At 73.7% G+C, this 25391-nt stretch carries 22 protein-coding genes; 9 read left to right on the top strand and 13 right to left on the bottom strand.

The features are described from left to right. The first annotated feature begins 277 nt into the window (after positions 1-277). Entirely contained in the window at positions 278-2104 is a 1827-nt protein-coding gene (locus ACIQVT_RS21190; protein ID WP_403755741.1) for an AMP-dependent synthetase/ligase, read from the top strand. Positions 2105-2230: 126 nt separating this feature from the next. After that, positions 2231-3067 carry an aldo/keto reductase gene (locus tag ACIQVT_RS21185; RefSeq protein ID WP_403755737.1) on the top strand — a complete coding sequence of 279 codons (837 nt, stop codon included), beginning with the start codon at positions 2231-2233 and terminating at the stop codon, positions 3065-3067. Positions 3068-3158: 91 nt separating this feature from the next. Here the strand turns inward: ACIQVT_RS21185 and ACIQVT_RS21180 are convergent, their stop codons facing one another. Then, positions 3159-3770, bottom strand: coding sequence for a hypothetical protein (locus ACIQVT_RS21180; protein WP_403755733.1), 612 nt, complete (start codon positions 3768-3770; stop codon positions 3159-3161). Between the two features lie 203 nt (positions 3771-3973). Between ACIQVT_RS21180 and ACIQVT_RS21175 the strand changes: the two genes are divergently transcribed. Continuing rightward, positions 3974-4669: a glycoside hydrolase family 75 protein gene (locus tag ACIQVT_RS21175; protein WP_403755730.1), complete on the top strand. Its 696-nt coding sequence runs from the start codon at positions 3974-3976 to the stop codon at positions 4667-4669. Positions 4670-4691: 22 nt separating this feature from the next. Here ACIQVT_RS21175 and ACIQVT_RS21170 read toward each other — a convergent pair whose 3' ends face one another. From ACIQVT_RS21170 to ACIQVT_RS21160, 3 genes are all read right to left on the bottom strand, one after another. Next, positions 4692-5597, bottom strand: coding sequence for a class I SAM-dependent methyltransferase (locus ACIQVT_RS21170; RefSeq protein ID WP_403755727.1), 906 nt, complete (start codon positions 5595-5597; stop codon positions 4692-4694). 159 nt (positions 5598-5756) lie between these two features. Beyond that, on the bottom strand, positions 5757-7598 hold the full coding sequence (locus tag ACIQVT_RS21165; protein ID WP_403755724.1) for a glycoside hydrolase family 6 protein: 1842 nt from the start codon (positions 7596-7598) through the stop codon (positions 5757-5759). A gap of 45 nt (positions 7599-7643) precedes the next feature. Further along, complete coding sequence (locus tag ACIQVT_RS21160; protein ID WP_403755721.1) at positions 7644-9134, bottom strand: cellulose binding domain-containing protein; 1491 nt, start codon at positions 9132-9134, stop codon at positions 7644-7646. Between the two features lie 260 nt (positions 9135-9394). On the opposite strand from ACIQVT_RS21160, the gene ACIQVT_RS21155 reads away from it, so the two are divergent. Continuing rightward, positions 9395-12310, top strand: a complete 2916-nt coding sequence (locus tag ACIQVT_RS21155; protein WP_403755717.1) for a glycoside hydrolase family 48 protein — start codon at positions 9395-9397, stop codon at positions 12308-12310. A gap of 146 nt (positions 12311-12456) precedes the next feature. On the opposite strand, the gene ACIQVT_RS21150 is transcribed toward ACIQVT_RS21155, so the two are convergent. Beyond that, positions 12457-13233 (bottom strand): class I SAM-dependent methyltransferase, encoded by a 777-nt coding sequence (locus ACIQVT_RS21150; protein WP_403755714.1) that lies wholly within the window; start codon positions 13231-13233, stop codon positions 12457-12459. 5 nt (positions 13234-13238) lie between these two features. Further along, positions 13239-13544 (bottom strand): 4a-hydroxytetrahydrobiopterin dehydratase, encoded by a 306-nt coding sequence (locus tag ACIQVT_RS21145; protein ID WP_403755711.1) that lies wholly within the window; start codon positions 13542-13544, stop codon positions 13239-13241. Between the two features lie 181 nt (positions 13545-13725). On the opposite strand from ACIQVT_RS21145, the gene ACIQVT_RS21140 reads away from it, so the two are divergent. The 3 genes from ACIQVT_RS21140 to ACIQVT_RS21130 all read left to right on the top strand — a co-directional run bounded on the left by ACIQVT_RS21140 (position 13726) and on the right by ACIQVT_RS21130 (position 16180). Then, entirely contained in the window at positions 13726-14550 is an 825-nt protein-coding gene (locus ACIQVT_RS21140) for a helix-turn-helix domain-containing protein (RefSeq protein WP_403755708.1), read from the top strand. A 99-nt stretch (positions 14551-14649) separates the two neighbouring features. Further along, positions 14650-15513 (top strand): helix-turn-helix domain-containing protein, encoded by an 864-nt coding sequence (locus ACIQVT_RS21135; protein WP_403755705.1) that lies wholly within the window; start codon positions 14650-14652, stop codon positions 15511-15513. A 190-nt stretch (positions 15514-15703) separates the two neighbouring features. Continuing rightward, a complete protein-coding gene (locus ACIQVT_RS21130; RefSeq protein ID WP_403755701.1) occupies positions 15704-16180 on the top strand; it encodes a nitrate reductase molybdenum cofactor assembly chaperone in 477 nt (158 codons plus the stop codon). Positions 16181-16246: 66 nt separating this feature from the next. Here ACIQVT_RS21130 and ACIQVT_RS21125 read toward each other — a convergent pair whose 3' ends face one another. The 4 genes from ACIQVT_RS21125 to ACIQVT_RS21110 all read right to left on the bottom strand — a co-directional run bounded on the left by ACIQVT_RS21125 (position 16247) and on the right by ACIQVT_RS21110 (position 20396). Next, positions 16247-16672 carry an OsmC family protein gene (locus ACIQVT_RS21125; protein WP_121786023.1) on the bottom strand — a complete coding sequence of 142 codons (426 nt, stop codon included), beginning with the start codon at positions 16670-16672 and terminating at the stop codon, positions 16247-16249. A gap of 132 nt (positions 16673-16804) precedes the next feature. Continuing rightward, the gene (locus ACIQVT_RS21120) at positions 16805-18931 is read right to left on the bottom strand and encodes a phage holin family protein (RefSeq protein ID WP_403755697.1); all 2127 of its coding nucleotides are present in this window, start codon (positions 18929-18931) and stop codon (positions 16805-16807) included. Positions 18932-19067: 136 nt separating this feature from the next. Continuing rightward, a protein-coding gene (locus tag ACIQVT_RS21115) for an IS5 family transposase (RefSeq protein ID WP_403755692.1) occupies positions 19068-19927 on the bottom strand; the annotation gives its coding sequence in 2 pieces (ribosomal slippage) (positions 19068-19585 and positions 19585-19927; 861 coding nt in all). A gap of 37 nt (positions 19928-19964) precedes the next feature. Further along, positions 19965-20396, bottom strand: coding sequence for a hypothetical protein (locus ACIQVT_RS21110; RefSeq protein WP_403755689.1), 432 nt, complete (start codon positions 20394-20396; stop codon positions 19965-19967). 84 nt (positions 20397-20480) lie between these two features. On the opposite strand from ACIQVT_RS21110, the gene ACIQVT_RS21105 reads away from it, so the two are divergent. Beyond that, positions 20481-21254: an MBL fold metallo-hydrolase gene (locus ACIQVT_RS21105; RefSeq protein WP_403755890.1), complete on the top strand. Its 774-nt coding sequence runs from the start codon at positions 20481-20483 to the stop codon at positions 21252-21254. After that, positions 21254-21880 carry a DedA family protein gene (locus ACIQVT_RS21100; RefSeq protein ID WP_403755887.1) on the top strand — a complete coding sequence of 209 codons (627 nt, stop codon included), beginning with the start codon at positions 21254-21256 and terminating at the stop codon, positions 21878-21880. The genes ACIQVT_RS21105 and ACIQVT_RS21100 overlap by 1 nt, the downstream gene beginning before the upstream one ends. 50 nt (positions 21881-21930) lie before the next feature. Here the strand turns inward: ACIQVT_RS21100 and ACIQVT_RS21095 are convergent, their stop codons facing one another. The 3 genes from ACIQVT_RS21095 to ACIQVT_RS21085 all read right to left on the bottom strand — a co-directional run bounded on the left by ACIQVT_RS21095 (position 21931) and on the right by ACIQVT_RS21085 (position 25282). Continuing rightward, entirely contained in the window at positions 21931-23019 is a 1089-nt protein-coding gene (locus ACIQVT_RS21095) for an MBL fold metallo-hydrolase (protein ID WP_403755686.1), read from the bottom strand. Continuing rightward, entirely contained in the window at positions 23016-24275 is a 1260-nt protein-coding gene (locus tag ACIQVT_RS21090) for an aminotransferase class I/II-fold pyridoxal phosphate-dependent enzyme (protein ID WP_403755682.1), read from the bottom strand. The genes ACIQVT_RS21095 and ACIQVT_RS21090 overlap by 4 nt, the downstream gene beginning before the upstream one ends. Before the next feature lie 215 nt (positions 24276-24490). Continuing rightward, positions 24491-25282: a hypothetical protein gene (locus ACIQVT_RS21085; protein WP_403755679.1), complete on the bottom strand. Its 792-nt coding sequence runs from the start codon at positions 25280-25282 to the stop codon at positions 24491-24493. Positions 25283-25391: the final 109 nt, after the last annotated feature.

The following is a 25391-nucleotide window of genomic DNA, read 5'->3' as shown; positions in this document are numbered from 1 at the left end:
GCCGGCGCGCCCAGCCGATGGACCGCGCGGGGCGCGGGGGGCGGTAATCGGCCGGTACAGATTCCGTGGAGATTACGGTACCGAAACTTACTGACCCGTCAGTATTGTGTCCGGCCCCTACCCATGTGCGGGCATTTCCCGGTCCTCGGCCGGGGAGAACGTGAGCTTTGCTACCTTTCCGCACCCCTCCCGCACACCGACCGGGTGGGGTAGCTTTCACGGCCTGACGGCGGTGTGCCGGCCAACGTCACTGAGGCGCGAGACACAGGGAGCGAGGTTGCGCGAGTTCACCAACCCGCCGCTGGAGTCGTCGGCGCCGGCCGGCGGTCTGGCGGACGTCGTCTTCCAGCACGCGACGACCGACCCGCTGCGCGTCGCCCTCGGCCGCAAGGACGCCTCCGGGCAGTGGCGGGACGTGACCGCCGCCGGGTTCCGCGACGAGGTGATGGCGCTCGCCAAGGGCCTCCTCGCCCGTGGCGTCCGGTTCGGCGACCGCGTCGCGATCATGTCCCGCACCCGCTACGAGTGGACCCTCTTCGACTTCGCCCTGTGGACGATCGGCGCCCAGGTGGTGCCCGTCTACCCGACGTCGTCGGCGGAGCAGTGCTTCTGGATGCTGCACGACGCGGAGGTCTCCGCGGCGGTCGTCGAGCACGAGGACCACGCCATGACCATCGCCACGGTCATCGGCCGGCTGCCCGGGCTGCGCGAGCTGTGGCAGCTGGACGCCGGCTGCGTGCAGGAGCTGTACGACGCCGGGGCGCACCTGGAGGACGAGGTCGTGCACCGGCACCGGCGGGCCGTGACCCCGGACTCGGTCGCCACGGTCATCTACACCTCGGGCACCACCGGCCGACCCAAGGGCTGCGTGCTGTCGCACGGCAACTTCATGTTCGAGGCGGACACCGTGATCCGGCGGTGGGAGCCGGTGTTCCACTCGAAGAAGGGCGACGAGGCGTCCACCCTGCTGTTCCTGCCGCTGGCGCACGTCTTCGGTCGGATGGTGGAGGTCGCCGCGGTCCGCGGCCGGGTCCGCTTCGGGCACCAGCCGCAGCTGAACGCCGCCGCCCTGCTGCCGGACCTGGCCGCGTTCCGCCCGACGTTCGTCCTCGCCGTCCCCTACATCTTCGAGAAGGTCTTCGCCGCCGCCCGCCGCAAGGCCGAGAAGGACGGCCGGGCCGGGGCGTTCGAGAAGGCCGTCGACATCGCCGTCGCCTACGCGGAGGCCGTCGAGGCCAAGGCCTGGGGCACCGGCCCCGGCCCGTCGGCGGGGCTGCGGATGCAGCACCAGCTGTACGACAAGCTGGTGTACGCGCGGGTCCGGGCCGCGATGGGCGGCCGGCTGCGCAACGCGATGTCCGGCGGCTCGGCGATGGACCGCCGGCTGGGCCTGTTCTTCGCGGGCGCGGGCGTGCAGATCTACGAGGGCTACGGCCTGACCGAGTCGACGGCGGCGGCGACCGCCAACCCGCCCGGGCGCACCCGCTACGGCACCGTCGGCCAGGCCGTGCCGGGGGTCGGCGTGCACATCGCGGACGACGGGGAGATCTGGCTGCGCGGCGGCAACGTCTTCCAGGGCTACCTCAACAACCAGAAGGCCACCGACGAGAGCCTGCACGACGGCTGGCTGGCCACCGGGGACCTCGGGTCCCTGGACGCGGACGGCTACCTGACCATCACCGGCCGCAAGAAGGAGATCCTGGTGACCTCCGGCGGCAAGAGCGTCTCCCCGGGCGCGCTGGAGGAACGGGTCCGCGACCACCCGCTGGTCAGTCAGTGCATCGTCGTCGGCAACGACCGCCCGTACATCGCCGCCCTGGTCACGCTCGACCAGGAGGCGGTCGCCCACTGGCTCCAGATGCGCAACAAGCCGCGGCCGGCCCCGGCCGAGCTGGTGCGCGACCCGGACCTGGAGTCCGAGGTGCGGCGGGCGGTGGTCGCCGCGAACACCCTCGTCTCCCAGGCCGAGTCGATCCGCACCTTCCGCATCCTGGCCCAGCCGTTCACCGAGGAGCACGGCCTGCTGACGCCGTCGCTGAAGCTGAAGCGCAAGGCGATCGAGAAGGCGTACGCCCTCGAGGTCGAGGCGCTGTACCAGGCCTGAGGAGCCGGCCGCGGATGTGACACGTGCCATGCCGGGGGGCGAATCGCGTGGTCAGGAATGCACAGGGGCCCGTGATCGTTGAGCATGGGAGTACCACCTGTCGACAACCGAAGGATCAAGAGGCTCGTGAGCAGCAAGGTCCCCCCGATCATCCTCAACAACGGCGTCGAGATGCCCCAGCTGGGCTTCGGCGTCTGGCAGGTGCCGGACGACGAGGCCGAGCGGGCCGTCGCCACGGCGCTCGAGGCCGGGTACCGCAGCATCGACACCGCGGCGATCTACGGCAACGAAGTGGGCACCGGCAAGGCCATCGCCGCCTCCGGCCTGCCCCGCGAGGACGTCTTCGTCACCACCAAGCTCTGGAACAGCGACCAGGGGTACGACTCCACGCTGCGCGCCTTCGACGCGTCGCTGGAGAAGCTGGGTCTGGACTACGTCGACCTGTACCTGATCCACTGGCCGCTGCCCGCCCGGGACAAGTACACCGACACGTACAAGGCGTTCGAGAAGCTGCACGCGGACGGCCGGGCGCGCGCCATCGGCGTCTCCAACTTCCTGCCCGAGCACCTGCGCCGGCTGGCCTCCGAGACCTCCGTCGTCCCGGCGGTCAACCAGATCGAGCTGCACCCGCACCTCCAGCAGCAGGCCGCGCGCGACTTCCACGCGGAGCGGGGCATCGCCACCGAGGCGTGGTCGCCGCTCGGCCAGGGCAAGGGCCTGCTGGAGGTGCCGGCGGTGGTGGCGATCGCGCGCAAGCACGACCGCACCCCGGCCCAGGTGGTGCTGCGCTGGCACGTGCAGCTCGGCAACGTCGTCATCCCGAAGTCGGTCACGCCGTCCCGGATCAAGGAGAACATCGAGGTGTTCGACTTCAGCCTGGACGACGAGGACCTCGCGGCGATCAGCGCCCTGGAGGAGAACCGGCGCCTGGGTCCCGACCCGGCCGACTTCGACGTCGTCTGACCGGCGGACCGGCCCGGACACCCGGCGGCCGTGCGGCCCGCTCCACGGCGGGGCGCACGGCCGTTGCCGTGTCAAGGGGGTGGCCGGCTCGTCAGTCGAGGCGTACGTCCGCGTACAGCACCTCGAACTCCTCCAGGCCGACCACGTCCACGTGCGCCTTCGCCGTCGCGGCGTGCCGTGCGCCCGCCATGGCGGCCCGCGAGGCCGCCAGGCCGGCGCGGTCGGTGAACAGGGCGCCGGCGAGGCCCCGGCCGCCGACGCGGTCGATCAGCAGGGACATCCTGGCCAGCCCGGGGAGGGACTCGGCCCGCGGGACCACGGTGGCCCGGTAGGTGTCGAGGACCAGGTCCCCGTCCCGGGGCTCGAACTCCAGCCGGGTGACGCGCAGTCCGCCGCCCTGGAGCGGGTGGGCGAGGTGGTGGACCACCGCCGCCTCGTAGGTGGCGACCGCGACCGTCCCCGCGAACGGCCCCAGGAGTCGGGCGCGCCGCTCGCGCATCACCTCGTCGCTGTTGCGGCACGCCTCCTCGGTCCCCCACCAGCTCGCCGTGAGGATCGTGCCGAGCCTGCGGTCCGCGAACACGTCCGCGCCGCGGTACCCGGGGCGTTCCTCCAGCAGGTCCCGCCCCTCGCTGTTCAGGGACCGCACGGCGGTGCCGAGCAGTGCCGGATCGCCGGTCGCGTACACGGTGCGCACGAACATGGGCCTCGCCTCCCGGGGACTGCGCCGCCCGGTCCCGCCGGACGGGTACGGCACCTCCGCCCCCTCCAGTCTCGGGGCGGTGCGAAGCCCCGCAATACGCGCGCGATTCAGCCGTTCGGCCCCCGGCGCTTGACGAGGGCATGGCGGTTGGGCACGGTGGAGGACATCTCGTAAGGAAACTTTCCTAACAGAAAGGTCCTCCCATGCGACTCCGCACCCTGTCCCTCGCCGCGGCCTCCGGCTCGGCCCTGCTCGCCGCCGGGCTCCTGCCCGCCCACGCCTCCGCCGCCCCCACCCCGAGGTCGGCACAGGAGGGCACGGTCAGCGCCGCCGACCTGCTCGCCAAGGTGACGTCCTGTTCGCAGCTCTCCAACGGCAAGTACCAGACCGACGAGGAGACGTCGGCCACGGTCCCCGTGTGCGGCAAGAACGGCGCGGTCTTCTGGAAGGCCGACCTGGACGTCGACTGCGACGGCCAGCGCACCACCAACTGCAACGAGGACCGCGACCCCTGGTACCAGGACGACACCGCCTTCCACCAGTCCGACGGCAAGCCGCTGAAGGCGGAGACGCTGCCGTACGTCGTCGTGCCGAGCACCAGCGGCATCTGGAACTACTCCTCCGCGGGCGTCAAGGGCGGCGGTGTGGTCGCTGTCGTCTACAACAACAAGGTGGAGTACGCCGTCGTCGGCGACACCGGCCCGACGAAGATCATCGGCGAGGCGTCCTACGCCACCGCCAAGGCGCTCGGCATCGACCCCGACCCGGCCACCGGCGGCGCCGACTCGGGCGTGACCTACATCCTCTTCAAGAACTCCAAGGCCTCCCCCATCGAGAGCCACAGCGCCGCGGTCAGCCTCGGCAACCAGCTGGCCCAGCAGTTCCTGGCGAACAACTGACACCGGCGCGGCCGATGGCGTGTCAGGCGGGCCGTACCGCGGCGTGCACCGTGTAGGCGCCCAGGACGAACAGGTCCGGACGCAGGTGCACGCCCGCCGGGTCGGCGGGGTCCAGCAGCCGGTCGAGGGTGGCCCGGTCCTCCGCGTCGAGGGCGTCGCCGAGACCCTCGCGCAGCCGGGACAGGTGCGCGGCGACGTAGGCGCGGGTCCGGCCGGCGGCCGGGGCGGGCAGGTCGAGCAGGAAGGTGCGGGTACGGGTGCGGCCCAGTCCGGCGGCGGCCAGCAGGGCGGGCCAGTCCTCGGTCACGGCGGCCGAACCCGGCAGGTCGGCCCGCATCCGCGCGAACCACTCCTCCTCCAGCGCGTCCAGCCGGGCCTGGAGTCCGGGGCGCCCGATGCCGAAGTCACGGGGCAGGAACCGGGAGGGCAGGCCGCCTTCGAGCAGGGCCAGGGTGCCGCCCGGGGCGAGTCGGCCGGCGAACGCCTCGATCCCGGCGCGCTGGTCGCCCAGGTGGTGCAGGCTGCGGCTGGCCCACACCAGGCCGGCCGGCCCGTCCAGCTCGTCGAGCACACCGGGCAGTTCACCCGCGAGAGTGGCGAAGCGGTCGGCGACGCCCTGGCGGGCGGCCCGGGCCCGGGCGCGCTCCAGCAGCGGCTCGGCGCCGTCGACGGCGACGACCCGGGCGCCGGGGAACGCCTCGGCGAACAGGCAGGAGACGACTCCGGGGCCGCTGCCCGCGTCCACGATCAGGCCTGGCTCGCCCACCTCCCCCGCGAGCCACGCCATGGCCTGCTCGTAAACCGGGGCGAACAGCTCCGCCTGTGTCTCCAGCAGGGGCCCCAGCTCGCTCCAGTCGATGTCCGTGCCGTGGGCGTGGTGTGCGTGCTTGGTGGGCTGGCCGTGGTGGTCGTGCTGGTCGTGCGCCATGGTGGTCGGCCTCTCTTCCGGGTGCCGTCAGCGTGCGACGGCACACCGGACGAGGGCCACCCGCCTTGCCGGTACGGCAAAAAGCGGGTGCCCCCCCGGGGTGGTGCGGCCCGCCGGGGGCCGGCCGGAGAGGCCCGGCCCCGGCGGTACCTCACCCGGCTAGGGAAGCGCCGGGTAGGCGTTCTGCATCAGCTGCTGGAACTGGGCGGAGAACCAGTGCCCGGCCAGCGGCGCGTTGGCCAGCGCGCCCGAGGGGCTGTTGCCGTTGCGGCCGTTGCCGCCGTAGGTGGGGTCGCACATCCGGTCGAAACCCTTGCCCTCGTCGTTGTTGATGGCGGAGCTGGCGCCGTCCGACTCCCCCGGGGGCTTGACCCACACGTAGGCGTCGATCCCGGCCGCCGGAGCCGCGGTCGGCCGCTCGCCGAGGCCCGCGCCGCTCTGGTTGCACCAGTTGCCGACGTGGATGCGCCGGTCGACGCGGCTGCCGTTGACGTAGTCGTCGACGGAGGTCAGCGGGCCGGACTTGGTCGGCCGGGCGGAGCCGCCCCAGCCGTTGCGGGAGGTGTCGATCAGCATGCCGAGACCGGAGTTGAAGCCCACCGAGACGAGTTTGTCCCGGAGCCCCTGGGCGAAGGACTGCTCGTCCACGTACTGGTTCCAGTCCACCCACTTCGACTGGCGCACGGTCTGCCCGTTCACGCTGTCGGTGACCTTGAAGTACGGCTCCTTGGTCGGGCTGTAGTTGGCGGTGTTGACGATGAAGCCGGTGACGTCGTTCACGCTGGCGCCGTTGGTCGTGGCGACCTTGTAGAACTCCTGGGCGGCGGGGCCGAGGTTGGTGTCCCAGCCGAGCCAGCCGTGGTGGCCGGCGTCGATGTAGTTGTAGACGTTCGGGATGGCGCCCAGCTTGCCCAGGGCGTAGCTGACGCCCTTCTCGTAGTTGCCGTTGGCCTTCATGGTCGCGCAGGCGTCGGTGCTGCCGGCGGTGCCGCCGGCGTTGGTGGTGAGGTTGGGCAGTGAGTCGGGTTCGATGACGGTGGCGATGCGCAGGCCCGCGTACTTGGCGTCGGCCAGGATGGACGCGATCGGGTCGATGTACTGGGACTTGTACTTGTCGATGTCGTCCGGGCCGAGTTCGCCGTTGGAGGCGAGGGCGGCGCAGTCACGGCCGGGCAGGTCGTAGATGACCAGTTGGACCACGAGGTTGCCGGAGCCCTTCTGCTTCAGGGCCTCGTCCAGGTGCGCGCGCAGGCCCATGCTGCCGCTGACCCCGTTGATCGTGGCGATCCGGTCGAGCCAGACCGCGGTGGGCTGGTTGGCGACGCGGCTGCCGCCCGGCTCCGCCGCGGCCTTGGCGGACCACTCCGGGTTCACGTAGACCTTGGCGCCGGTGTAGGGGTTGTCGACGCGGCTGCCGGTGTCCCCGCCGCCACCTCCACCGCCCGTGCCGCCACCACCGGTGCCACCACCGGTGTCCCCACCGGTCCCGCCGCCCGTCCCTCCGCCGGTGCCGCCGCCGGTGTCCCCGCCGGTGCCTCCACCGGTGCCTCCACCGGTGCCGCCCGTGCCGCCCGTGCCGCCGTCGACGTTGCACGTGACGCCGTCGAGGGTGAACGTGGCGGGGACGGCGTTGGTGCCGCTGTAAGTGCCGTTGAAGCCGAAGCTGACCGAACCGCCGGTGGCGAGCGAGCCGTTGTAGCTCTCGTTGGCGGCGGTGACCGCGGTACCGCTCTGGGTGAGCTTGGCGTTCCAGCCGCTGGTGACCTTCTGGCTGCCGCCGTACGACCACTTCACCGCCCAACTGGACTTGGCGGCCGCGTTGTTGGTGACGGTGACGGCGGCGGTGAAGCCGGTGTCCCACTGGCTCTGGATCTTGTAGTCGACCGTGCAGGGTGCGGCGGCGGCGCCGGCGGAACCGGCCGGCAGGGCTGCGAACGCCGTCCCGGAGGCTCCGGCGAGCAGGCCGAGGGCCACCAGCAGTGTGGTTCGGGTGTGACTCATGGGTGCGGGCTTCCTTCTTCCGTGGGTGCGGGTGCTGGGCGGTGCTTACGGGTTGAGGGCGCGCAGGTGGTCGCGCAGCCCGGCGCCGTACGCGGTGGGTGTGCCGTCGTAGGCGGAGATCAGGGACGGCCCCGAGGAGCAGTCCCAGGTGTTCCAGGTCCAGCCCAGGTAGGACAGGTCGTGATCGTCGAACCACTTCATGACCCGGTCGACGAACCCGTGCGCGCAGGTGTTCTCACCGATCTCCCCGGCGACCAGCGGCACGTGGGCCGCCACCGGGAGGAGGGTGGAGTTCCAGCAGGACTCGCTCGCACAGGTGTTGAAGTTGTAGACGTGGAAGGCGGCGGCGAGTTCGCCGGCCGGGTCGGTGGGCCGGTACGCCGTCCACTGGCTCAGGTCGTTGGAGTACGCCAGGCCGCCGGCCATGACGACGTTCTGGGCGCCGGTGCCGCGGACGCTGTCGATCAGGTCCTGCATGCCGGCGACCTCGTAGGAGATGCCGGGGCAGGTGCCGCCGTCCCGCCAGCACTTCCAGGCGTCCGTGGCGCTGCCGGTCGCCCGGTCCGGGTAGGGCTCGTTGAACAGGTCGAACACGGCGGCCCGGTCGTCCTTGAAGGTGTTCGCCACCGACGCCCAGAAGGACGGGCTGTACTGCATGTCGGGCATCGGCTTCTGGCAGGTGGCGTGCACGTCGGAGCAGCCGGCCGAGTTCCCGGTGTACTGGCCGTAGGTCCAGTGGAGATCGAGGATCGGCGTCATGCCGTGGGCCTCGATCCGGGCCGCCAGCTCCTTCACGGCGGCGATGTAGTGGGCACCGGCGTACTCGGGCTTGACGTTCGCCAGGCCCAGCCAGCACTCCTCGTTCAGCGGGATGCGGACCGCGTCGGCCTTCCAGTCGGCGATCGCCTGGACGGCCGCGTCGTCCACGGGGCCGTCCCAGATGCCGTGGCCCTGCACGCACATGAACTCGCCGCCGGACCGGTTGACGCCGAGCAGGCGGCGGGTGCGGCCGTCGGCGTCGACGAGTCTGTCGCCGGAGACGTGCAGTGCGGGCGCGGTGCCGCCGGACGGGGGTGGTGTCGTCGGTGGCGGGGTGGTGGGTGGTGGGGTGGTCGGTTCGCCGTCCACGTTGCAGGACGTGCCGTTGAGCTGGAACGCGGTGGGCGCGGCGTTGCTCCCCGACCAGGAGCCGAGGAACCCGGCGCTGACGCTCGCGCCGGTGCCGAGCTCGCTGTTCCAGCTCTCGCCGGCCGCGGTCACGGTGGTGCCGGACTGGGACCACGAGGCGTTCCAGCCCTGGGTGACCTTCTGCCCGCCGGCGAGGTCGAAGGTGAGCTTCCAGCCGCTCAGCGCGGCCCGGTTGTTGGTGATCTTCACCGACCCCTGGAAGCCGTTGTCCCACTGGCTGGTGACGGAGTACTCCACCGAGCACGCGGGCGTGGCTCCCTGGGCCGACACCACCGGCACGACCGCGCTCGTGACGAGCGCGATCGCACCGGAGGCGGCTAGAAGTACTGAACGCGGGGGGTGTCGCATGAGCGACTCCTTGCAGTTTGGCGCGCCGTGACGGACGCGTCGACTGAATGGAATCGCTCCCACTGGTGCGTTGGAAGGTAGCGCCAACTCGGCTCCGTGCCCAGGGAGTTGCTCGACTTTTCTCCGACGTGGACTGTCGAATCTTTTCGACTCTTCAAGCATCTTGACCGCTCCCGCCCCCGTCCCCACTATGGGAGCGCTCCCACTGGTTCAAGCCTTGACTTCTCCCCGAGCCGCACGCCGCAAGGAGGAACCAGCACATGGATCCTGGACGCAAGCGCAGAGCCGGGCGGCGGTGGTGGACCGCGGTCGCCGCCGCGTTCGCCCTGCCGCTGACGATGCTCGCCACCGGCACACAGACCGCGCACGCGGCCGCCGTGCAGTGCAGCGTCGACTACAAGACCAACGACTGGGGTTCCGGCTTCACCGCCGAACTGACCCTCACCAACCGGGGCAGCGCCGCGCTCGACGGCTGGACGCTGACCTACGGCTACACGGGCGACCAGAAGCTCTCCAACGGCTGGAACGGCACCTGGTCCCAGTCCGGCCGGACGGTCACCGTGAAGAACGCCTCGTACAACGGCACCGTCGCCGCGGGTGCCGCCGTCTCCACCGGCGCCCAGTTCACCTACTCCGGCACCAACACCGCTCCCACCTCCTTCGCGGTCGACGGCACCCCCTGCACCGGCGCCCACCAGCCGCCGGTGACCGTGCTGACCAGCCCGAGCGCGGGCGCGGTCTACACCCAGGGCGAGGCGGTACCGCTCGCGGCGACCGCCGCGGCGGCCGACAACGCGACGATCGGCAAGGTCGAGTTCTACGACGACACCACGCTGCTGGGCACGGACACGAGCGCCCCCTACTCGCTCGCGGTCTCCACCCTGGCGGCCGGCAGCCACTCGCTGGTGGCGAAGGCGTACGACAGCCTGGGCGCGTCCGCCGCTTCCACGCCCGTCGGCATCACGGTCGCCTCCGGACCCGCCGTCGTCGCCTCACCCGCCCAACTGGGCGTACAGCAAGGCAAGTCGGGCACGTTCGCGGTGAAGCTGTCGACACAGCCGAGCACGAACGTGACGGTGAGCACCGCCCGTACGGGGGGCAACACGGGCCTGTCCGTGACCGGTGGTTCGTCGCTGACCTTCACCCCGTCTAACTGGAACACCGCACAGCCGGTGACCGTCACGGCGGACTCCTCCGGCACCGGCGGCGCCACCTTCACCGCGTCGGCCGCCGGTCACGCCAAGGCGACCGTCACCGTCACGGAGCTGCCCGCGTCCAAGGCGTACGACGCCCGCTTCCTGGACCTGTACGGCAAGATCACCAACCCGGCGAACGGCTACTTCTCCCCCGAGGGCATCCCGTACCACTCGGTGGAGACGCTGATCGTCGAGGCCCCGGACCAGGGCCACGAGAGCACCTCGGAGGCGTACAGCTACCTGCTGTGGCTCCAGGCGATGTACGGCAAGGTCACCGGTGACTGGTCCAAGTTCAACGGCGCCTGGGACACCATGGAGAAGTACATGATCCCCACCCACGCCGACCAGCCCACCAACTCCTTCTACAACGCCTCCAAGCCCGCGACGTACGCGCCCGAGGCGGACACGCCGAACGAGTACCCGGCGAAGCTGGACACGTCCGTGCCGGTGGGCACGGACCCGATCGCCGGCGAGCTGAAGAGCGCCTACGGCACGGACGACGTCTACGGGATGCACTGGATCCAGGACGTCGACAACGTCTACGGCTACGGTGACGAACCCGGCAAATGCGAGGCCGGACCGACGGCCACCGGACCGTCGTACCTCAACACCTTCCAGCGCGGGCCGCAGGAGTCCGTCTGGGAGACGGTGCCCCAGCCGACCTGCGACGCCTTCAAGTACGGCGGCAAGAACGGCTACCTGGACCTGTTCACCGGCGACTCCTCCTACGCCAAGCAGTGGAAGTACACCGACGCCCCGGACGCCGACGCGCGCGCCGTGCAGGCCGCGTACTGGGCCGACGTGTGGGCGAAGGCCCAGGGCAAGGGCGCCGACGTCTCCACGACCGTGTCCAAGGCCGCGAAGATGGGCGACTACCTGCGGTACGCGATGTACGACAAGTACTTCAAGAAGATCGGCAACTGCGTCGGCCCCTCGTCCTGCGCCGCCGGGACCGGCAAGGACGCCTCGCACTACCTGCTGTCCTGGTACTACGCCTGGGGCGGCGCCAACGACACCAGCGCCGGCTGGGCCTGGCGCATCGGCTCCAGCCACGTCCACGGCGGCTACCAGAACCCCCTCGCCGCGTACGCGCTCAGCTCCTACGCCGACCTGAAGCCCAAGTCGGCGACGGGCGCCACCGACTGGAACAAGTCGCTCCAGCGGCAGCTCGAGTTCTACCAGTGGCTCCAGTCGTCCGAGGGCGCGATCGCGGGCGGCGCGACCAACAGCTGGCAGGGCCGGTACGCCACCCCGCCGGCCGGCACGTCCACCTTCTACGGCATGTACTACGACGAGGCACCCGTCTACCACGACCCGCCGTCCAACCAGTGGTTCGGCTTCCAGGCGTGGTCGATGGAGCGGGTCGCCGAGTACTACCAGCAGACCGGGAACGCCCAGGCGAAGGCGGTCCTGGACAAGTGGGTGAAGTGGGCGCTGTCCAAGACCACGGTCAACCCGGACGGCACCTTCAAGATCCCCTCCACCCTCCACTGGTCGGGTCAGCCCGACACCTGGAACGCGTCGAGCCCCGGCTCCAACAGCGGGCTGCACGTGACGGTCGCCGACTACACCGAGGACGTCGGCGTGGCCGCCGCGTACGCCAAGACCCTGACGTACTACGCGGCCAGGTCCGGTGACGCGACCGCCAGATCCACGGCGAAGGCGCTGCTGGACGGCATGTGGGACAACCACCAGGACAGCCTGGGCATCGCCGTCCCCGAGACCCGCAGCGACTACAGCCGGTTCAACGACAGCGTGTACGTGCCGAGCGGCTGGACCGGCACCATGCCCAACGGCGACGCGATCAACTCCTCGTCCACCTTCGCCTCGCTCAGGTCCTTCTACAAGAGCGACCCGAACTGGTCGAAGGTCGAGGCCTACCTCAAGGGCGGCGCCGCGCCCGTGTTCACGTACCACCGGTTCTGGGCCGAGGCGGACATCGCCCTGGCCATGGGCTCGTACGCGGAGCTGCTCGAATAGTCCCCGCTGACGCTCCGCGTGCACGGCCCCGTCACCGGACGACGGGGCCACCCGGCCGGGCGGCCACCCGCACAGGTGGCCGCCCGGTCCTCGTGTGCGCCCCCCCGGGCGGCGAAAGCCCGGCACCCGGGAGGGCGGCCCGGGCGTCAGCCGCCCCCGCCCGCGCGGGGGCCGGGCACCGCCTCCGGCCTCCGGAAGGCCAGGACGGTGAAACACGGGTCGGCGCGGGGCCGGTCCTGGTCCGGGAGCGCCGCCAGGCGCGCGGCGAACCGCTCGGTGCGCGGCTCACCCGGCGGCAGCAGGGTGAACCAGCCGCGGCGCAGGTCGGCGATGGTGTCGCGGGGACTGCGGCCCTGTCCGGTGCCGCGGAACGCGGCGCGGCCCGCCGGGACGAACCCGTGCCGGCGGGCGTGCGCGGTCACCGCGGCGGCGGCGTCCGCGGCGGGGCGGCGCGGGCGGGCGGCGAGGACGGCGTCGATGTCGCTGCCGACGTCGTGCGCGGCGGCCTTGTCGACGGTGGTGACGTACACCCCGCCCGGCCGCAGCACGCGCGCGCACTCGGCGACGACCGCCCGCACTCCCGCCGGGTCGTCCAGCAGGTGCAGGAGCCAGACGGTGGTGACCGCGTCGAAGGCGCCGCCGCGGAAGGGCAGCCGGTGGGCGTCGGCCCGGAGGATCGCGCCGGGCAGCCGGTCCGCGGCCCTGCGGACCATGGCCGCGGTGGCGTCCAGGCCGGTCGCCCGCAGCCCGGGGCGGGCGGCGGCCAGCCGCCGGGTCACGATCCCGGTGCCGCAGGCGATGTCGAGGAGACGGCCCGGGCCGTCCGGCACCAGTCCGAGGACGGCCCGAGCGGCGGCCTCGGCGCGGGCCTCGCCGCCGCGCAGGGCGTCGTAACGGCCGGCTTCCTTCTCGTAGTCGAGCACACCGCTCAGTGTGCTCCGTGGCCCGGCGCGATGTCCTCCACCCTGCGGGCGAGAGCGAAGTCCTTGGCGGTCAGCGCACCGCCCGCGCTGTGGGTGTGCACGCCGAGGGAGACGGTGTCGTAGCCGAGGGTGAGGTCGGAGTGGTGGTCCAGCTCCTCCTGGACGGCGGCGACGTGCACGACGAAGGCCGCCGCCGCGACGTGCGAGGGGAGCCGGTAGGAGCGGGTCAGCCGGCCGTCCGCCACCGACCAGCCGGGCAGTTCGGCGAGCCGGCCCTCGATCTCCTGCGGCGACAGCGGTTCCACGGCCATGGCCGGGCTCCCTTCGTGACGGTGCGGTGCGGGTCCCCCCGAGGAGGCGCGCCGGACACGGGTCGCGTCCGGCGGTCCAGCCTGCCACGGGGGCGGCGGGCGCGGCACGGCGACGCGACGTGGCCGGCGCCCGGCACCCGGCGCTCGATGGGCTCCCCCGTCCTGGACTAGGGTCGACGGTATGACGATCGTCGCGTCGAGCCCGGCCGCCACCGCCCTCCCCGGCAAGGGAGCCGGACCGCTGCTGCGCGCCTGGCGGGAGCGGCGCCGGATCTCCCAGCTGGAACTGGCGCTGCGCGCCGACTCCTCCGCCCGGCACATCAGCTTCATCGAGACCGGGCGGTCCCGGCCGAGCGAGGAGATGGTGCTGCGGCTCGCCGAACAGCTGGACGTGCCGGTGCGTGAGCGCAACTCCCTGCTGCTGGCCGCCGGTTACGCCCCGCACTATCCGGAGACCCCGCTGGACGACCCGGCGCTGGACGGGCTGCGCGACGGCATGGAACGCCTCATCCGGGGCTACGAGCCCTACCCCGCGCTGGTGGTCGACGCCGGGTACACGGTCGTCGCCGCCAACCGGGGCATCGCGATGCTGCTGGAGGGCGTGACCGAGGAGCTGATGGCGCCGGAGCCGAACGCGATGCGGCTGACCCTGCACCCCGAGGGGCTCGCGCCGCGCATCCGGAACCTGCGCGAGTGGCGCGGGCACCTGCTGGCGCAGATGGAGCGGGACATCGCCCTGCACCGCTCGGACCGGCTCCGCGCCCTGTACGAGGAGGTGGCGGCCTACCCGGTGCCCGAGGAGCGGCCGGGCGCCGCGCCGGCCGTGCCGGTGCCGTACTTCGCGCTGCCCCTACTCATCGAGCACGACGGCCGCACCCTGTCGTTCGTGTCCTCCATCTCCACGTTCAACACGCCGATGGACGTCACGGTCGCCGAACTCGCCATCGAGACGTTCCTGCCGGCGGACGCGGCGACCGCCAAGTACCTGCACACCCTGGTCGGTTGACACCCTGCGGGAATCCGGCGGTCCCGGACGCGGGTACGGGACGGCGGCACATGACAGACTGACGCCCGGTTACGTCGGTGGGCCGGGGAGGGGCGTGGCGTGAGTGAGCGGCGGGCTGCGCCCACGGTGGGTCAGGTGGTGCTCGGCAAACGGCTCCAGGAGCTGCGCGAGGCGGCGGGGCTCAGCCGGGAGGAGGCCGCCCGTGTCCTGAGGGTGGCGTCGGCGACCGTACGCCGGATGGAGATGGCCGAGGTCGCGCTGAAGATCCCCTACGTGCAGGTGCTGCTGTCCGCCTACGGGGTGGGCGGCGAGGAGAGCGACGCGTTCGTGCGGCTGGCGGAGGAGGCGAACCAGCCCGGCTGGTGGCAGCGCTTCCACGACGTGCTGCCCGACTGGTTCAGCCTGTACGTCAGCCTGGAGGGCGCCGCCCGGATCATCCGCTCCTACGAGCCGCACTTCGTGCCCGGTCTGCTCCAGACCGAGGGGTACGCGCGCGCCGTGATGGAGGCCGGGACGATCGGGCAGACCTCCCCGGCGACGATCGAGCGGCACGTGTCGCTGCGCATGGAACGGCAGCGGCTGCTGGAGCGGGACGACCCGCCCCACCTGTGGGTCATCATGGACGAGACGGTGCTCAGGCGCCCGGTGGGGGCGCGGCCCGAGGTGATGCGGGAGCAGCTGGACCGGTTGCTGGAGTACGGCGAACGGGACCGGGTCACGCTCCAGATCGCCGAGTTCGCCGCGGGCCCGCACCCGGGGACGTACGCGCCGTTCACGCTGTTCCGGTTCGCCGAGCCGGAGCTGCCGGACATGGTGTTCACCGAGTACCTGACCGGCGCGCTCTACCTGGACTCGCGCCGTGAGGTCGCCACGCACCTGGAGGTGCTGGACCACATGACGGCCCGGGCCGGGTCGGCGCACCGCACGCGGGAGCTGCTGCGGGAGTACCGCGACCGGCTCTGAGCCCGCGCCCCGCGTGACCCGTACGGGTCCGGGAACGGGTGGGTTCCGGCGCGCGGCCCTAGGTTCTGGGTACGGGGACGGACCGAGGGAGCGCGCACGTGACCGACCCGCAGACACCGCCCGGTGGTCCCGGCGCGGTCCCGCCCACCGCCGGCCGCCCGGACCGGACCGGTCCGGCGCGGGCCCGCTGATGCCCTCGGACGCGGTGCTCCACCAGGCGGCGGCCCTCTGTCTGACCTACCCGGACGAGGACCTCGTCGCCCGTCTGCCGCTGCTGCGCGAGGCCGCCCCGCAGCTGCGCGGGTTCACCGACCACGCGGCCGTCACCCCGCGGCGGGAACTGGCCGCCCACTACGAGCGGGTCTTCGGCGCCGGGCACCGGCACGGCCTGTACCTGAGCCGGTGGCCCGCCGGCGGCGCCCCGCGCCGGCCGGCCCCGGACGGCCTCGCGGATCTCTACCGCCGGCACGGCCTGGAGTGCGACGGGCAGCCGCCCGACTTCCTGCCCGCCGTGCTGGAGTACACCGCGCGGACCGGCGACACGGGCGTGCTGACCGGGTACCGCGACGGCCTGGAGCGGCTGCGCGCGCGGCTGGCCGAGGACGGCACCCCGTACGCCGGCGTCCTGGACGCGGTGTGCGCCACCCTGCCGGCCGCCTCCGGCTGAGCCGGCCGGCTCCGGACGCGGCGGTGCCGCGCCCCCGGCGGGGCGCGGCACCGGGCCGGACGGGCGTCAGGCCAGCTCGGCCGTCAGCGTGATGGTCGTGCCGGTCAGGGCCTGGCTGACCGGGCAGTTCTTCTTGGCGTCCTCGGCGGCGGAGGCGAAGCCCTCCGCGTCCAGGCCGGGCACCTCGCCGCGCACGGTGAGGTGGATGCCGGTGATGCCCTCGCCCGGCTGGAAGGTGACGTCGGCCTTGGTCTCCAGCCGGGTGGGCGGGGTGCCGGCGCCGGCCAGGCCGTGCGAGAGGGCCATGGAGAAGCAGCTGGAGTGGGCGGCGGCGATCAGCTCCTCGGGGCTGGTCCTGCCGTTCGCCTGCTCGGCGCGCGAGGGCCACGACACCGGCTGCTGGCCGATGCCGGAGGAGTCGAAGGTGACGACGCCGTTGCCCTCGAGCAGGTTGCCTTCCCAGACGGTGTGCGCGGTGCGCGTGGTTGCCACGATGGTTCCTTTCGCGAGTGTCGCGTACGGGGTTCCCCGTGGCCCTATCCGATCACATCCGGGCCCGTCGCACGCTGCGGACGGCCCACGCGGCCCCGGCGGGCCGTCCCGCGGCACGGCGGAACGGCCGATTCAGGCGGCCCGCTCCTCCTCGGCGGCGGCGGTGAGCGGCACCTGCGGGCCGTCCAGTTCACGCAGCCAACGGCGCAGGACGCGGTGGACGTGCTCGGCACCGACCGGTTCCGCGCCGTCCTCGGCCGGGGCGGACAGCTCCCGCGGGAAGAGCAGGAACGGGCGGGACTGGGCGCCGCCGAGGCCGCCGTGGGAGCCGATCTGCTCCTCGAAGGCGAGGACCTCGCCGTCGGCGGGGTCGTAGGCGGAGTTCACCATGATGTCCGCGGTGTGCGGGAAGGAGTGGGTGCGGCGGACGGCGTCGGCGGCCCCGGGGCCGAACGCGGCCAGCGGGCCGGGTTCGTCGTCGAGCCGGGCGAGCGGGATCTCGGCGCCGTCGGCGCCGAGCACCACGCCGTCGTGCGCGGCGCTGCGCACCAGGAGGAAGCCGATCCCGGGGTGGTTGGCCAGGGTGGTGAGCAGCGCCGGGTGGCGGGCGTCGATCTCCTCCTTGGTCATGCGGTGCGGCACGTCCGGGAAGGAGACCAGGCCGAGGTTGCCGGAGGCGAGGACGACGGGCTCGGACGCGCGGCCGGGGCCGTGCTGCTCGTCCTTCTGCCGCTCGGGCCGGCGCAGCGCGGCGCGGACGGTGGCGCGGGCCTCGGCGCCGCTGCGCGTGCGTTCGGCGCGGCGGGGCACGGGCAGTCCGCAGCCGGCCCGGACGAGGTCGCCGAGGCCGAGGCCGTAGCGGGCGCGGAAGGTCTCGCCGGGGCTCTGTCCGTGGTCGGAGAGGACGACGATCCGGTAGGGCCGCGGGGCGTGTTCGGCGACGCGCGCGATGAGCGCGAGGGCCCGGTCGAGGCGCTGGAGGACCTTGTCGGCGTCGCGGCTGTTCGGGCCGGAGTGGTGGGCGACCTCGTCGTAGGCGACCAGGTCGGCGTAGACGGCGGTGCGGCCGGCGAGCAGGTCGCCGAGGACGGCGGCGACCACCACGTCCCGTTCGACGACGGTGGCGAAGGCGCGGATGAACGGGTAGAGGCCGCCCCGGCCGACCCGTGGCCGCTGTCTGCGGAGGCGGGCCCGGGTCGACTCGCCGATCTCGCGGCCCACCTCGGCGACGAAGCCGAGCGCGGTGCGCACGGCGTTGGCCGGGTCGCAGAAGTAGGCGAAGTACCCGGCGCGGGAACGGTTCTCCCGGCCGCGGCGGCGGATCGCTATGGACAGCACGAGGGCCTGTTCGCCGGCGCCGCCGCTGAAGAGGTTGCCGCGGCTGGCGCCGTCCACGGCGAGCAGCCCGTCGTCGCCGGTGTGCGCGACGGCGCGGCGCTGGAGCTCGGCGGCGCTCGTGGGGCGGTTGCACACCATCACCTCGCCCCGGTCCTTCTCGTACCAGCGGAAGGCCGGCACGTCGAAGGTGCTGCCGTGCAGGATGCCGAGCTGGCTGGCGCCGGTCTGGCTGGACCAGTCGGTGCGCCAGGGCGTGAGGACGTGCGTGGGCGGCGCGCCGTCCGCCGGCCGTCCGGCGGCGGCGGCCGGGAGCGTGCCGTCCGCCGGGGACAGCCAGCGGGCGACCGTCGGCATGAGACCCCTGCGGACGGCGTCGGCGAGGACGTCGTGTCCGACGCCGTCGAGCTGCACGCAGACCAGCCCGGGAGCGGTCGGGCAGGGCGGCCCGGACCGCCGGCCGCGGGCGGCGAGGCGGTGCAGGCGGCGCCGGTAGGGCTCGTCGTCGCGGACGGTGAGGGCCGCGCCGGTGGCGGAGGCCACGGCGGACATCACGGCGGCCACGATGACGGCGGTCTCCGGCGCGGCCTCTGCCTGGCCGGAGGGGTTGATGTACAGGGCGAGCAGCAGCAGGGATCCGTTGAGGAAGAAGACCAGCAGGCCGAGGACCAGGGCGGGGACGAGCAGCAGCAGCCGGACGAGGAGCGGCCAGACCACCGCGGACAGCAGCCCGAAGGCACCGGCGCCGCAGGCGGCGGTCACGGCCGTGCGGGTGGCGCTGTCACCGTCGGGCGACTGGAGCCGGAAGTCGGGCAGGAGGCCGGCGAGGACCAGCATGGTGGCCGTGGAGACCGCCCACACGGCGATGCTCCGACCGATGTGACCGGCGGTCCGCCACCACCGCACGTCTGCTACGCCCCGCACGCCCCGTACCCCTCACGTCCCGGCCCGCTCCACTACCGGGCGGTTCCACCTTGTCACACGGGCCGGCCGGGCCGGGGACGGGCCTCCGCGCGGCCGGCACGGTCGGGAGAAAGGGGCCTAGGTTCTGTCTATTTGGTCAGCGTCGGGTCCAGATGAGGATGCCGGCGAGGTGGAGTGCGGCCTGGTAGGCGATGGCGAGTTTGTCGGTCCGTGTGGCCAGGCCGCGCCACTGCTTGAGGCGGTTGATGCACCGCTCGACGGTGTTCCGCTGCTTGTATGCCTCGCGGTCGAAGCCGGGCGGGCGGCCACCTTGGCGGCCTCGCCGCAGACGGTGGCCGATCTGGTCGGAGGGCTGCGGGATGACCGCGCGGATTCCCCGGCGTCGCAGGTGACTGCGGATGGCCCGGGATGAGTAGGCCCGGTCGGCCAGCACTACGAAGGGTCGGGTTCGCGGCCTGCCCGGACCGCTTCGAGGCACGCGGATGCGGGACATCACCGTCTCGAAGGCGGGGGCGTCACCGGCTTGGCCCGCGGTGACGGTGAAGGCCAGAGGTCGTGCACCGCCGTCGGCGGCCAGGTGGACCTTCGTGCTCAGCCCGCCACGGGAGCGTCCGAGTGCGTGATCGGCGGGCTCGCCGGAGCAGGTCGCCCCTTTTTACGTGCTCCGGCTGCGTGCTGGTGGGCCCGGACGACCGTGGAGTCCACCGATACCGTCCAGTCGATGTCGTCGGCGGCGTCCGACGCTGCCAGGACGGCGGCGAGGATCTTCTCCCAGGTGCCGTCGACGGCCCACCTGATCAGCCGTTTATGGGCCGTCTGGAACGAGCCCAGCTCGTCGGGGAGGTCCCGCCAGGGCGAGTTGGTGCGGTACTTCCACGCGATGACCTCAAGGGTGCGGCGGTGGTCGGCCCATCGCCGCCCGCGGACCGGATCGGCCGGCATCAGCGGCTCGATCCGGCCCCACATCGCATCAGTGATCACTAATCGGACAGGCATACCCGATCAACTGATCAACCCACCAAAGAGACACGCGCTAGCGGCCGTCGTAGCCGGCCGTGGGCATGGACAGCCGCCGGTGCACGCGTGCCTTCATCTGCGCGTCGTACGACGGTTCGGCCCGCCCGACCGTCTCCACGCGCACCCCCCGGCGGGCGCACTCGGCGGTGAACTCGTCCACCGACGACAGGGCCCGCCGCAGCACCCGCAGGCTGGGGGCGACGAACAGGTCCACGCCGGGCCGGACCCCGTCCCACAGCGCGCCGTGGTCGAACCGCAGCCCGCCGACGAGGAGTTCGCGGGCGATGACGTAGCCGTGCTCGGCGGCCCAGTGGGCGCACATCGCGTGCTGGCTGCGCGAGTCCACCAGGAAGGGGTCGGCCTCCAGCTCCTCCAGAGGTGTCAGGCTGGCGATCGCGGTCACCCTCACCGTCGTGAACGCGCCGAAGACACCCCGCAGCTGTCCCATCGCCTACCCCTCACCTCCGGGTTTCGCCGCCGACCATACTCCTGCCCGTAGGCTTCGGGGAGTCGCGTGAAGGAGGCGGGGAAGGTGCCGGTGGAGATCACCTGGTGGGGTCACGCCACCTGCACGGTGGAGGACTCGAACACCCGGGTGCTCACCGATCCCCTGTTCGCCCGGCGGCTGGCGCACCTGCGCCGCCGCCGGGGTGCCGTGCCGCCCGCCGCGGCCCGCCGCGCGGACCTGGTGCTCGTCTCCCACCTGCACGCCGACCACCTCCATGTGCCCTCGCTGGCCTGCCTGGAGCCGGGCACGCGCCTGCTCGTGCCCCGGGGCGCGCCCCGGGCGGTGCCGGGTCTGCGCCGGCTGCGCCACCTGCGCATCACGGAGGTGGCGCCCGGCGACGAGGTGCGCGCCGGCGGGCTGCTGGTGCGGGTGGTGCCGGCGCTGCACGACGGGCGGCGGCTGCCGGTGGGACCGCACCGCTCCCCCGCGCTGGGCTACGTGGTGGAGGGCGGTGCGCGGACCTACTTCGCCGGGGACACCGGGCTGTTCGACGCGATGGCCGAGCGGGTCGGGCCGGTGGACGTGGCCCTGCTGCCGGTGGGCGGCTGGGGCCCGTACCTCGGGGAGGGACACCTGGACGCGGGACGGGCGGCGCGGGCGCTGGCCCGGCTGGCGCCGCGGGCCGCGGTCCCGGTGCACTACGGCACGTACTGGCCGATCGGCATGGACGCGGTGCGCCCGCACGAGTTCCACGCGCCGGGTGACGAGTTCGTGCGGCTGGCGGCGCTGGCCGCACCGCAGGTGGCGGTGCACCGGCTCGGGCACGGGGAGAGCCTGCGGCTGGAGGTCTCCCGGTGATACGGCCGGCCACCGCGGTGCTCGCCGCCGCGCTGACGTCGACCCTGCCGGCGGACCCGACGCGGCAGGCCCTCGGCTATCCGTCGCTGTTCCTGCTGGTGCTGGTCGGGGCGCTGCTGCCGGTGGTGCCGACCGGGGCGCTGGTCAGCGCGGCGGCGGTGGTGGCGTTCCACCGGACGGAACCCTTCTCGCTGCTGCTGGTGTTCGTGACGGCGTCGCTGGCCGCTTTCCTCGGGGACGCGGCGCTGTACTGGCTGGGCCGGCGCGGACTGCGGTCGAGGAACGGGTCGCGGTGGCTGAAGGCGATCCGGTCGCGGGCACCTGAGGAGCGGCTCGAACAGGCCCAGGAGAAGCTCGCCGGGCACGGCGTGGCGGTCCTGGTGCTGTCGCGGCTCGTCCCGGCGGGACGGATACCGGTGATGCTGGCCTGTCTGCTGGCCGAGTGGCCGCTGCGCAGGTTCAGCCGGGGCAACCTGCCCGCGTGCCTGGCCTGGGCGGTGACCTACCAGGTGATCGGCATACTGGGCGGCTCGCTGTTCAGCGAGCCGTGGGAGGGCGTCGTCGCGGCGATCGCGCTGACGGTCCTGGTCGGCGCGGTGCCGGGGGTGGTGCGGCGGGTGCGGTGACCTAGGGCCTCTCGTTCGGATCATGCCGGGCTCGATCCGAACGAAAGACCCTAGCCGTCGGCGGTGCCCGGGACGGCGGCGCGCCGGTCCAGCACCCGGGAGCCCCCGACCGGCAGGTCCCACAGGTCCTCCCGGTCCAGGCCGGCCCGCCGCCAGGCGGCCCGGGTGCGGGTGAGGGGTTCCAGGACCGGTTCGGCGGACAGGACGAACGTGCCCCAGTGCATGGGGGCCATGCGGCGGGCACCCAGGTCGAGGGTGGCGCGGACCGCCTCCTCGGGGTCGCAGTGGACGTCGCGGAGCCACCAGCGGGGGTCGTAGGCGCCGACGGGCATCAGGGCGAGGTCGATGCCCGGGTAGCGGGCGCCGATGCGGGAGAACCAGTGGCCGTAGCCGGTGTCCCCGGCGAAGTACAGGCGCTGTCCCCCGGCGGCGGTGAGGACCCAGCCGCCCCAGAGACTCTGGCAGGTGTCGGTCAGTGACCGTTTGGACCAGTGGTGGGCCGGGACGAAGTCGAAGCGGACGCCGGACAGTTCGGTCCCCTCCCACCAGTCCAGCTCGGTGACATGGGTGAAGCGGCGCCTGCGGAACCAACGGCCGAGGCCTGCGGGCACGAACACCGGGGTGTGCCGCGGGAGTCGGCGCAGGGTGGGGGCGTCCAGGTGGTCGTAGTGGTTGTGACTGATGACGACGGCGTCGACGCGGGGCAGCGCCTCCCAGGGCACCCCGACGGGGGTGATGCGGGCCGGGGTGCCCAGGATGCGGTGGGACCAGACGGGGTCCGTCAGGACGGTGAGCCCGCCGACGCGCACGACCCAACTGGCGTGCCCCGCCCAGGTGACGGCGAGAGCACCGGTGGAGACACGGGGCAGCGGGCCCGGCTCGTACGGCAGCCGGGAGAGGTCGGCGAGGCCGTCCCGCCCGGGGCGGACCGCGCCCTCGCGGGCGAAGCGGGCCATGGCCCGCAGGCCCGGCAGCGGGGCGGTGAGCCGGTCGTGGAAGGCGCGGGGCCACACCCGGCGCTCGCCCAGCGGGCGGGGCTCGGCGAGCGGCGGCGAAGGGGGCGCGGGCGGAGCCGGCGTGCCGGGCGCGTCGGCCCCCGTGGCCGTCGCGGGCGGACCGGACTCGTGCGTCTGCGTCATCGAGGAGACTCCCATCGCTGAGCGTCGTCGCGGAGATCACCGAAGGCCGACCTCAAGGAGGTCAACGCGCGGTGAAGGTGGGGCAGTTCCAGCGGCGCCGGGGAGCTGAGGCATTCCAGGCGCTCCTCCGCCGAGCCGCCCAGCAGGGCACCGGTGGAGAGCCGTACCCGCAGCGCGCCGAGGTCGTCGCCGAAGCGGTGGCCGCCGGGGGCGGGCATGCCGAGCCGGGCGGTGAGGACGTCCTCCAGTTCCTGGGCGTCACCGACGCCCCGGGCGGCGAGCGGCTCGCGCAGCGGCCCGAGATCGGCGTACAGGTGCCGGCCGGCCTGTGGCGGCCGGGCCAGCGCGCCGGCGGAGACGACCGCCGTGTGCGCGGCGACGGCCACCCGCGCGTGCAGCCGTACGGTGGCTTCGCGGCGCTCGGTGACGGGCGGGGGTTCGTCCAGGGCGTAGCCGGCGGCCGCGGCGACCGGGGCGGCGACGCGGGCGCCGAGCGCGGTGAGGATGTCGAGCACGCGCGCGTGCAGGCGCCGTCCGGTGCCGGTGGCCGGGAACCGGGCGACGGCGGCGGGCCACCCGGCGGGCAGCAGGGCGCCGGCCAGGTCGGTGACGACGGTGACCCGGTCGGGCCGCATCTCGGCGGGGCTGAGCAGGACCGTCCCGTGCGGGGCGTGCAGGGTGTCGCGCCACGTCTCGTCGCTCACCAGGTGCAGGCCCTCGGCGCCGGCGGCCTCCACGGTCTCGTGCAGCAGTTCGGGCGGGGCGACGGTGGCCGTCGGGTCGTCGGCGACGGACAGCACCAGCAGCCGGGGGTCGCCACCCTCCGCGCGGACCCGGCGGACGGTCTCCAGCAGGGCGTACGGGTCGGGGACACCGCCGCTCTCGGCGGTGGTCGGCACGTGGTAGACGGGCCGGCCGAGGACGCGGGCGTACGGCGTCCACCATGCGGCGCAGGGGCGCGGCGCGAGCACGTCGGCGCCGTCGCCGGCGAGCGCGGCGGTCAGGGCCAGCAGCAGGGCGGGGGCGCCGGGTCCGGCGGCCACCTGGTCGGGGACGGTGGGCAGGCCGCGCCGGGTCCAGTAGCCGCAGGCCGCCTCCAGCAGGGCGGGGGCGCCGCCGACGGGCTGGGCGTCGGAGCGGCCCGCGGCGGCGGCGAGGACGGCGGACAGTTCGGGGAGCACGGGCAGGCCGTCGGGGGGCAGGGGCGGGCCGTAGCGGACGGGGCCGTGGTCCTGGCCGGGGTCCGTCCGCCGCATGTCCGCCTCCGCGCAGTCCGTCGTGCCGTCGTGCCGCCCGGTCCGGGGCGCCCCGTCCGTCCCGTCCCGGCGCCGCTCCCGGCGGCCGCCGCCGTGCCGGGCCGTGCGGCCGGACCGGGGCCGCCGTGGGGCGGGCCCCGCTGCCGGCGCCCTGCCCTCGGGAAGGTTTGTACCCGCCCGGCGGCTCTCCATGGGCGGCGGCGGGGTCGCCCGGCTCACGCCCGCGGGGGCCGGTCCCCCGCCGAGCGCCTGCGACCGTACAGCCGGTAGCCGGCTCCCGCGCAGGCCGCCGCGATGAACACACCGCCGGTGACGAGGGCGGGCACCGAGTCGCCGAACGTGCCGCCCTCGCCCGCCTCCACCCCGTGCTCGACGGTGGCCGGGGGGCAGCCGGCGCCGTCGTGGGACGCGCGGCAGTCGGGACGGCCCGCCGGGTCCTGCCCGCCCCCGTCCTGCCGATGCCCGTCCTGCTTGCCGGTGCCGTCCTGTCTGCCTCCGGTGTCCTGCTTGCCCCCGGTGTCCTGCCGGCCTCCGTTGTCCTGCTTGCCGGTGCCGTCCTGCCGGCCCCCGGTGTCCTGCTTGCCTCCGCCGTCCTGCTTGCCACCCGCGTCCTGTCTGCCCCCCGCGTCCTGCTTACCGCCGCCGTCCTGCTTACCGGGCTCCTTCGTACCGCCGTCGTTCCGGCCGCCGGGGACGTCCTTGCCCGCGCCCTCCTTGCCGCCGCCCTCGGTGGCGCCCTGCCGGCAGGAGCCTCCTTCCTCGCACAGCGGGTCCGCCTCGCCGGCGCAGGGGACGTCCGGTTCGCACGCCAGGGAGGTGTCCACGGAGGCGGACGGGCAGGCGCCGTCCGGCGCACCGGGCTGGAAGGGGTCCGGCACCACCCCGGTGAGGGCGTCGCAGGCGGCGGGCGGGGCGTCGGCGGGTACGGCGACGGCGGTGGGCCCGGTGAGGGCGAGCGCGGCACCGGCGACGAAGGCGACGGGCAGGGCGCGGACGGTGCGGCGCATGGGACAGGCTCCTCGGCGGGCGGTCGGACGGCGGTACGCCGGCGCACCGGTACGACGGCGATGCCGTGCGGCGCCGGGTACGGGGCACGTGGCGTGCCCTCGCTGCCAT

Source organism: Streptomyces sp. NPDC100445 (assembly GCF_044759735.1).
In the GTDB taxonomy this organism is placed as follows: Bacteria; Actinomycetota; Actinomycetes; order Streptomycetales; family Streptomycetaceae; genus Streptomyces.
This window is presented reverse-complemented; position numbering and strand designations above follow the sequence as displayed.

Excerpts from the sequence above, each read along its gene's own strand:
- ACIQVT_RS21180 (WP_403755733.1), bottom strand. The coding sequence starts at position 3,770 with ATGTTCGTGCGCACCGTGTACGCGACCGGCGATCCGGCACTGCTCGGC.
- ACIQVT_RS21175 (WP_403755730.1), top strand. The coding sequence starts at position 3,974 with ATGCGACTCCGCACCCTGTCCCTCGCCGCGGCCTCCGGCTCGGCCCTG.
- ACIQVT_RS21170 (WP_403755727.1), bottom strand. The coding sequence starts at position 5,597 with ATGGCGCACGACCAGCACGACCACCACGGCCAGCCCACCAAGCACGCA.
- ACIQVT_RS21165 (WP_403755724.1), bottom strand. The coding sequence starts at position 7,598 with ATGAGTCACACCCGAACCACACTGCTGGTGGCCCTCGGCCTGCTCGCC.
- ACIQVT_RS21160 (WP_403755721.1), bottom strand. The coding sequence starts at position 9,134 with ATGCGACACCCCCCGCGTTCAGTACTTCTAGCCGCCTCCGGTGCGATC.
- ACIQVT_RS21155 (WP_403755717.1), top strand. The coding sequence starts at position 9,395 with ATGGATCCTGGACGCAAGCGCAGAGCCGGGCGGCGGTGGTGGACCGCG.
- ACIQVT_RS21145 (WP_403755711.1), bottom strand. The coding sequence starts at position 13,544 with ATGGCCGTGGAACCGCTGTCGCCGCAGGAGATCGAGGGCCGGCTCGCC.
- ACIQVT_RS21140 (WP_403755708.1), top strand. The coding sequence starts at position 13,726 with ATGACGATCGTCGCGTCGAGCCCGGCCGCCACCGCCCTCCCCGGCAAG.
- ACIQVT_RS21130 (WP_403755701.1), top strand. The coding sequence starts at position 15,704 with ATGCCCTCGGACGCGGTGCTCCACCAGGCGGCGGCCCTCTGTCTGACC.
- ACIQVT_RS21110 (WP_403755689.1), bottom strand. The coding sequence starts at position 20,396 with ATGGGACAGCTGCGGGGTGTCTTCGGCGCGTTCACGACGGTGAGGGTG.
- ACIQVT_RS21095 (WP_403755686.1), bottom strand. The coding sequence starts at position 23,019 with ATGACGCAGACGCACGAGTCCGGTCCGCCCGCGACGGCCACGGGGGCC.
- ACIQVT_RS21090 (WP_403755682.1), bottom strand. The coding sequence starts at position 24,275 with ATGCGGCGGACGGACCCCGGCCAGGACCACGGCCCCGTCCGCTACGGC.
- ACIQVT_RS21085 (WP_403755679.1), bottom strand. The coding sequence starts at position 25,282 with ATGCGCCGCACCGTCCGCGCCCTGCCCGTCGCCTTCGTCGCCGGTGCC.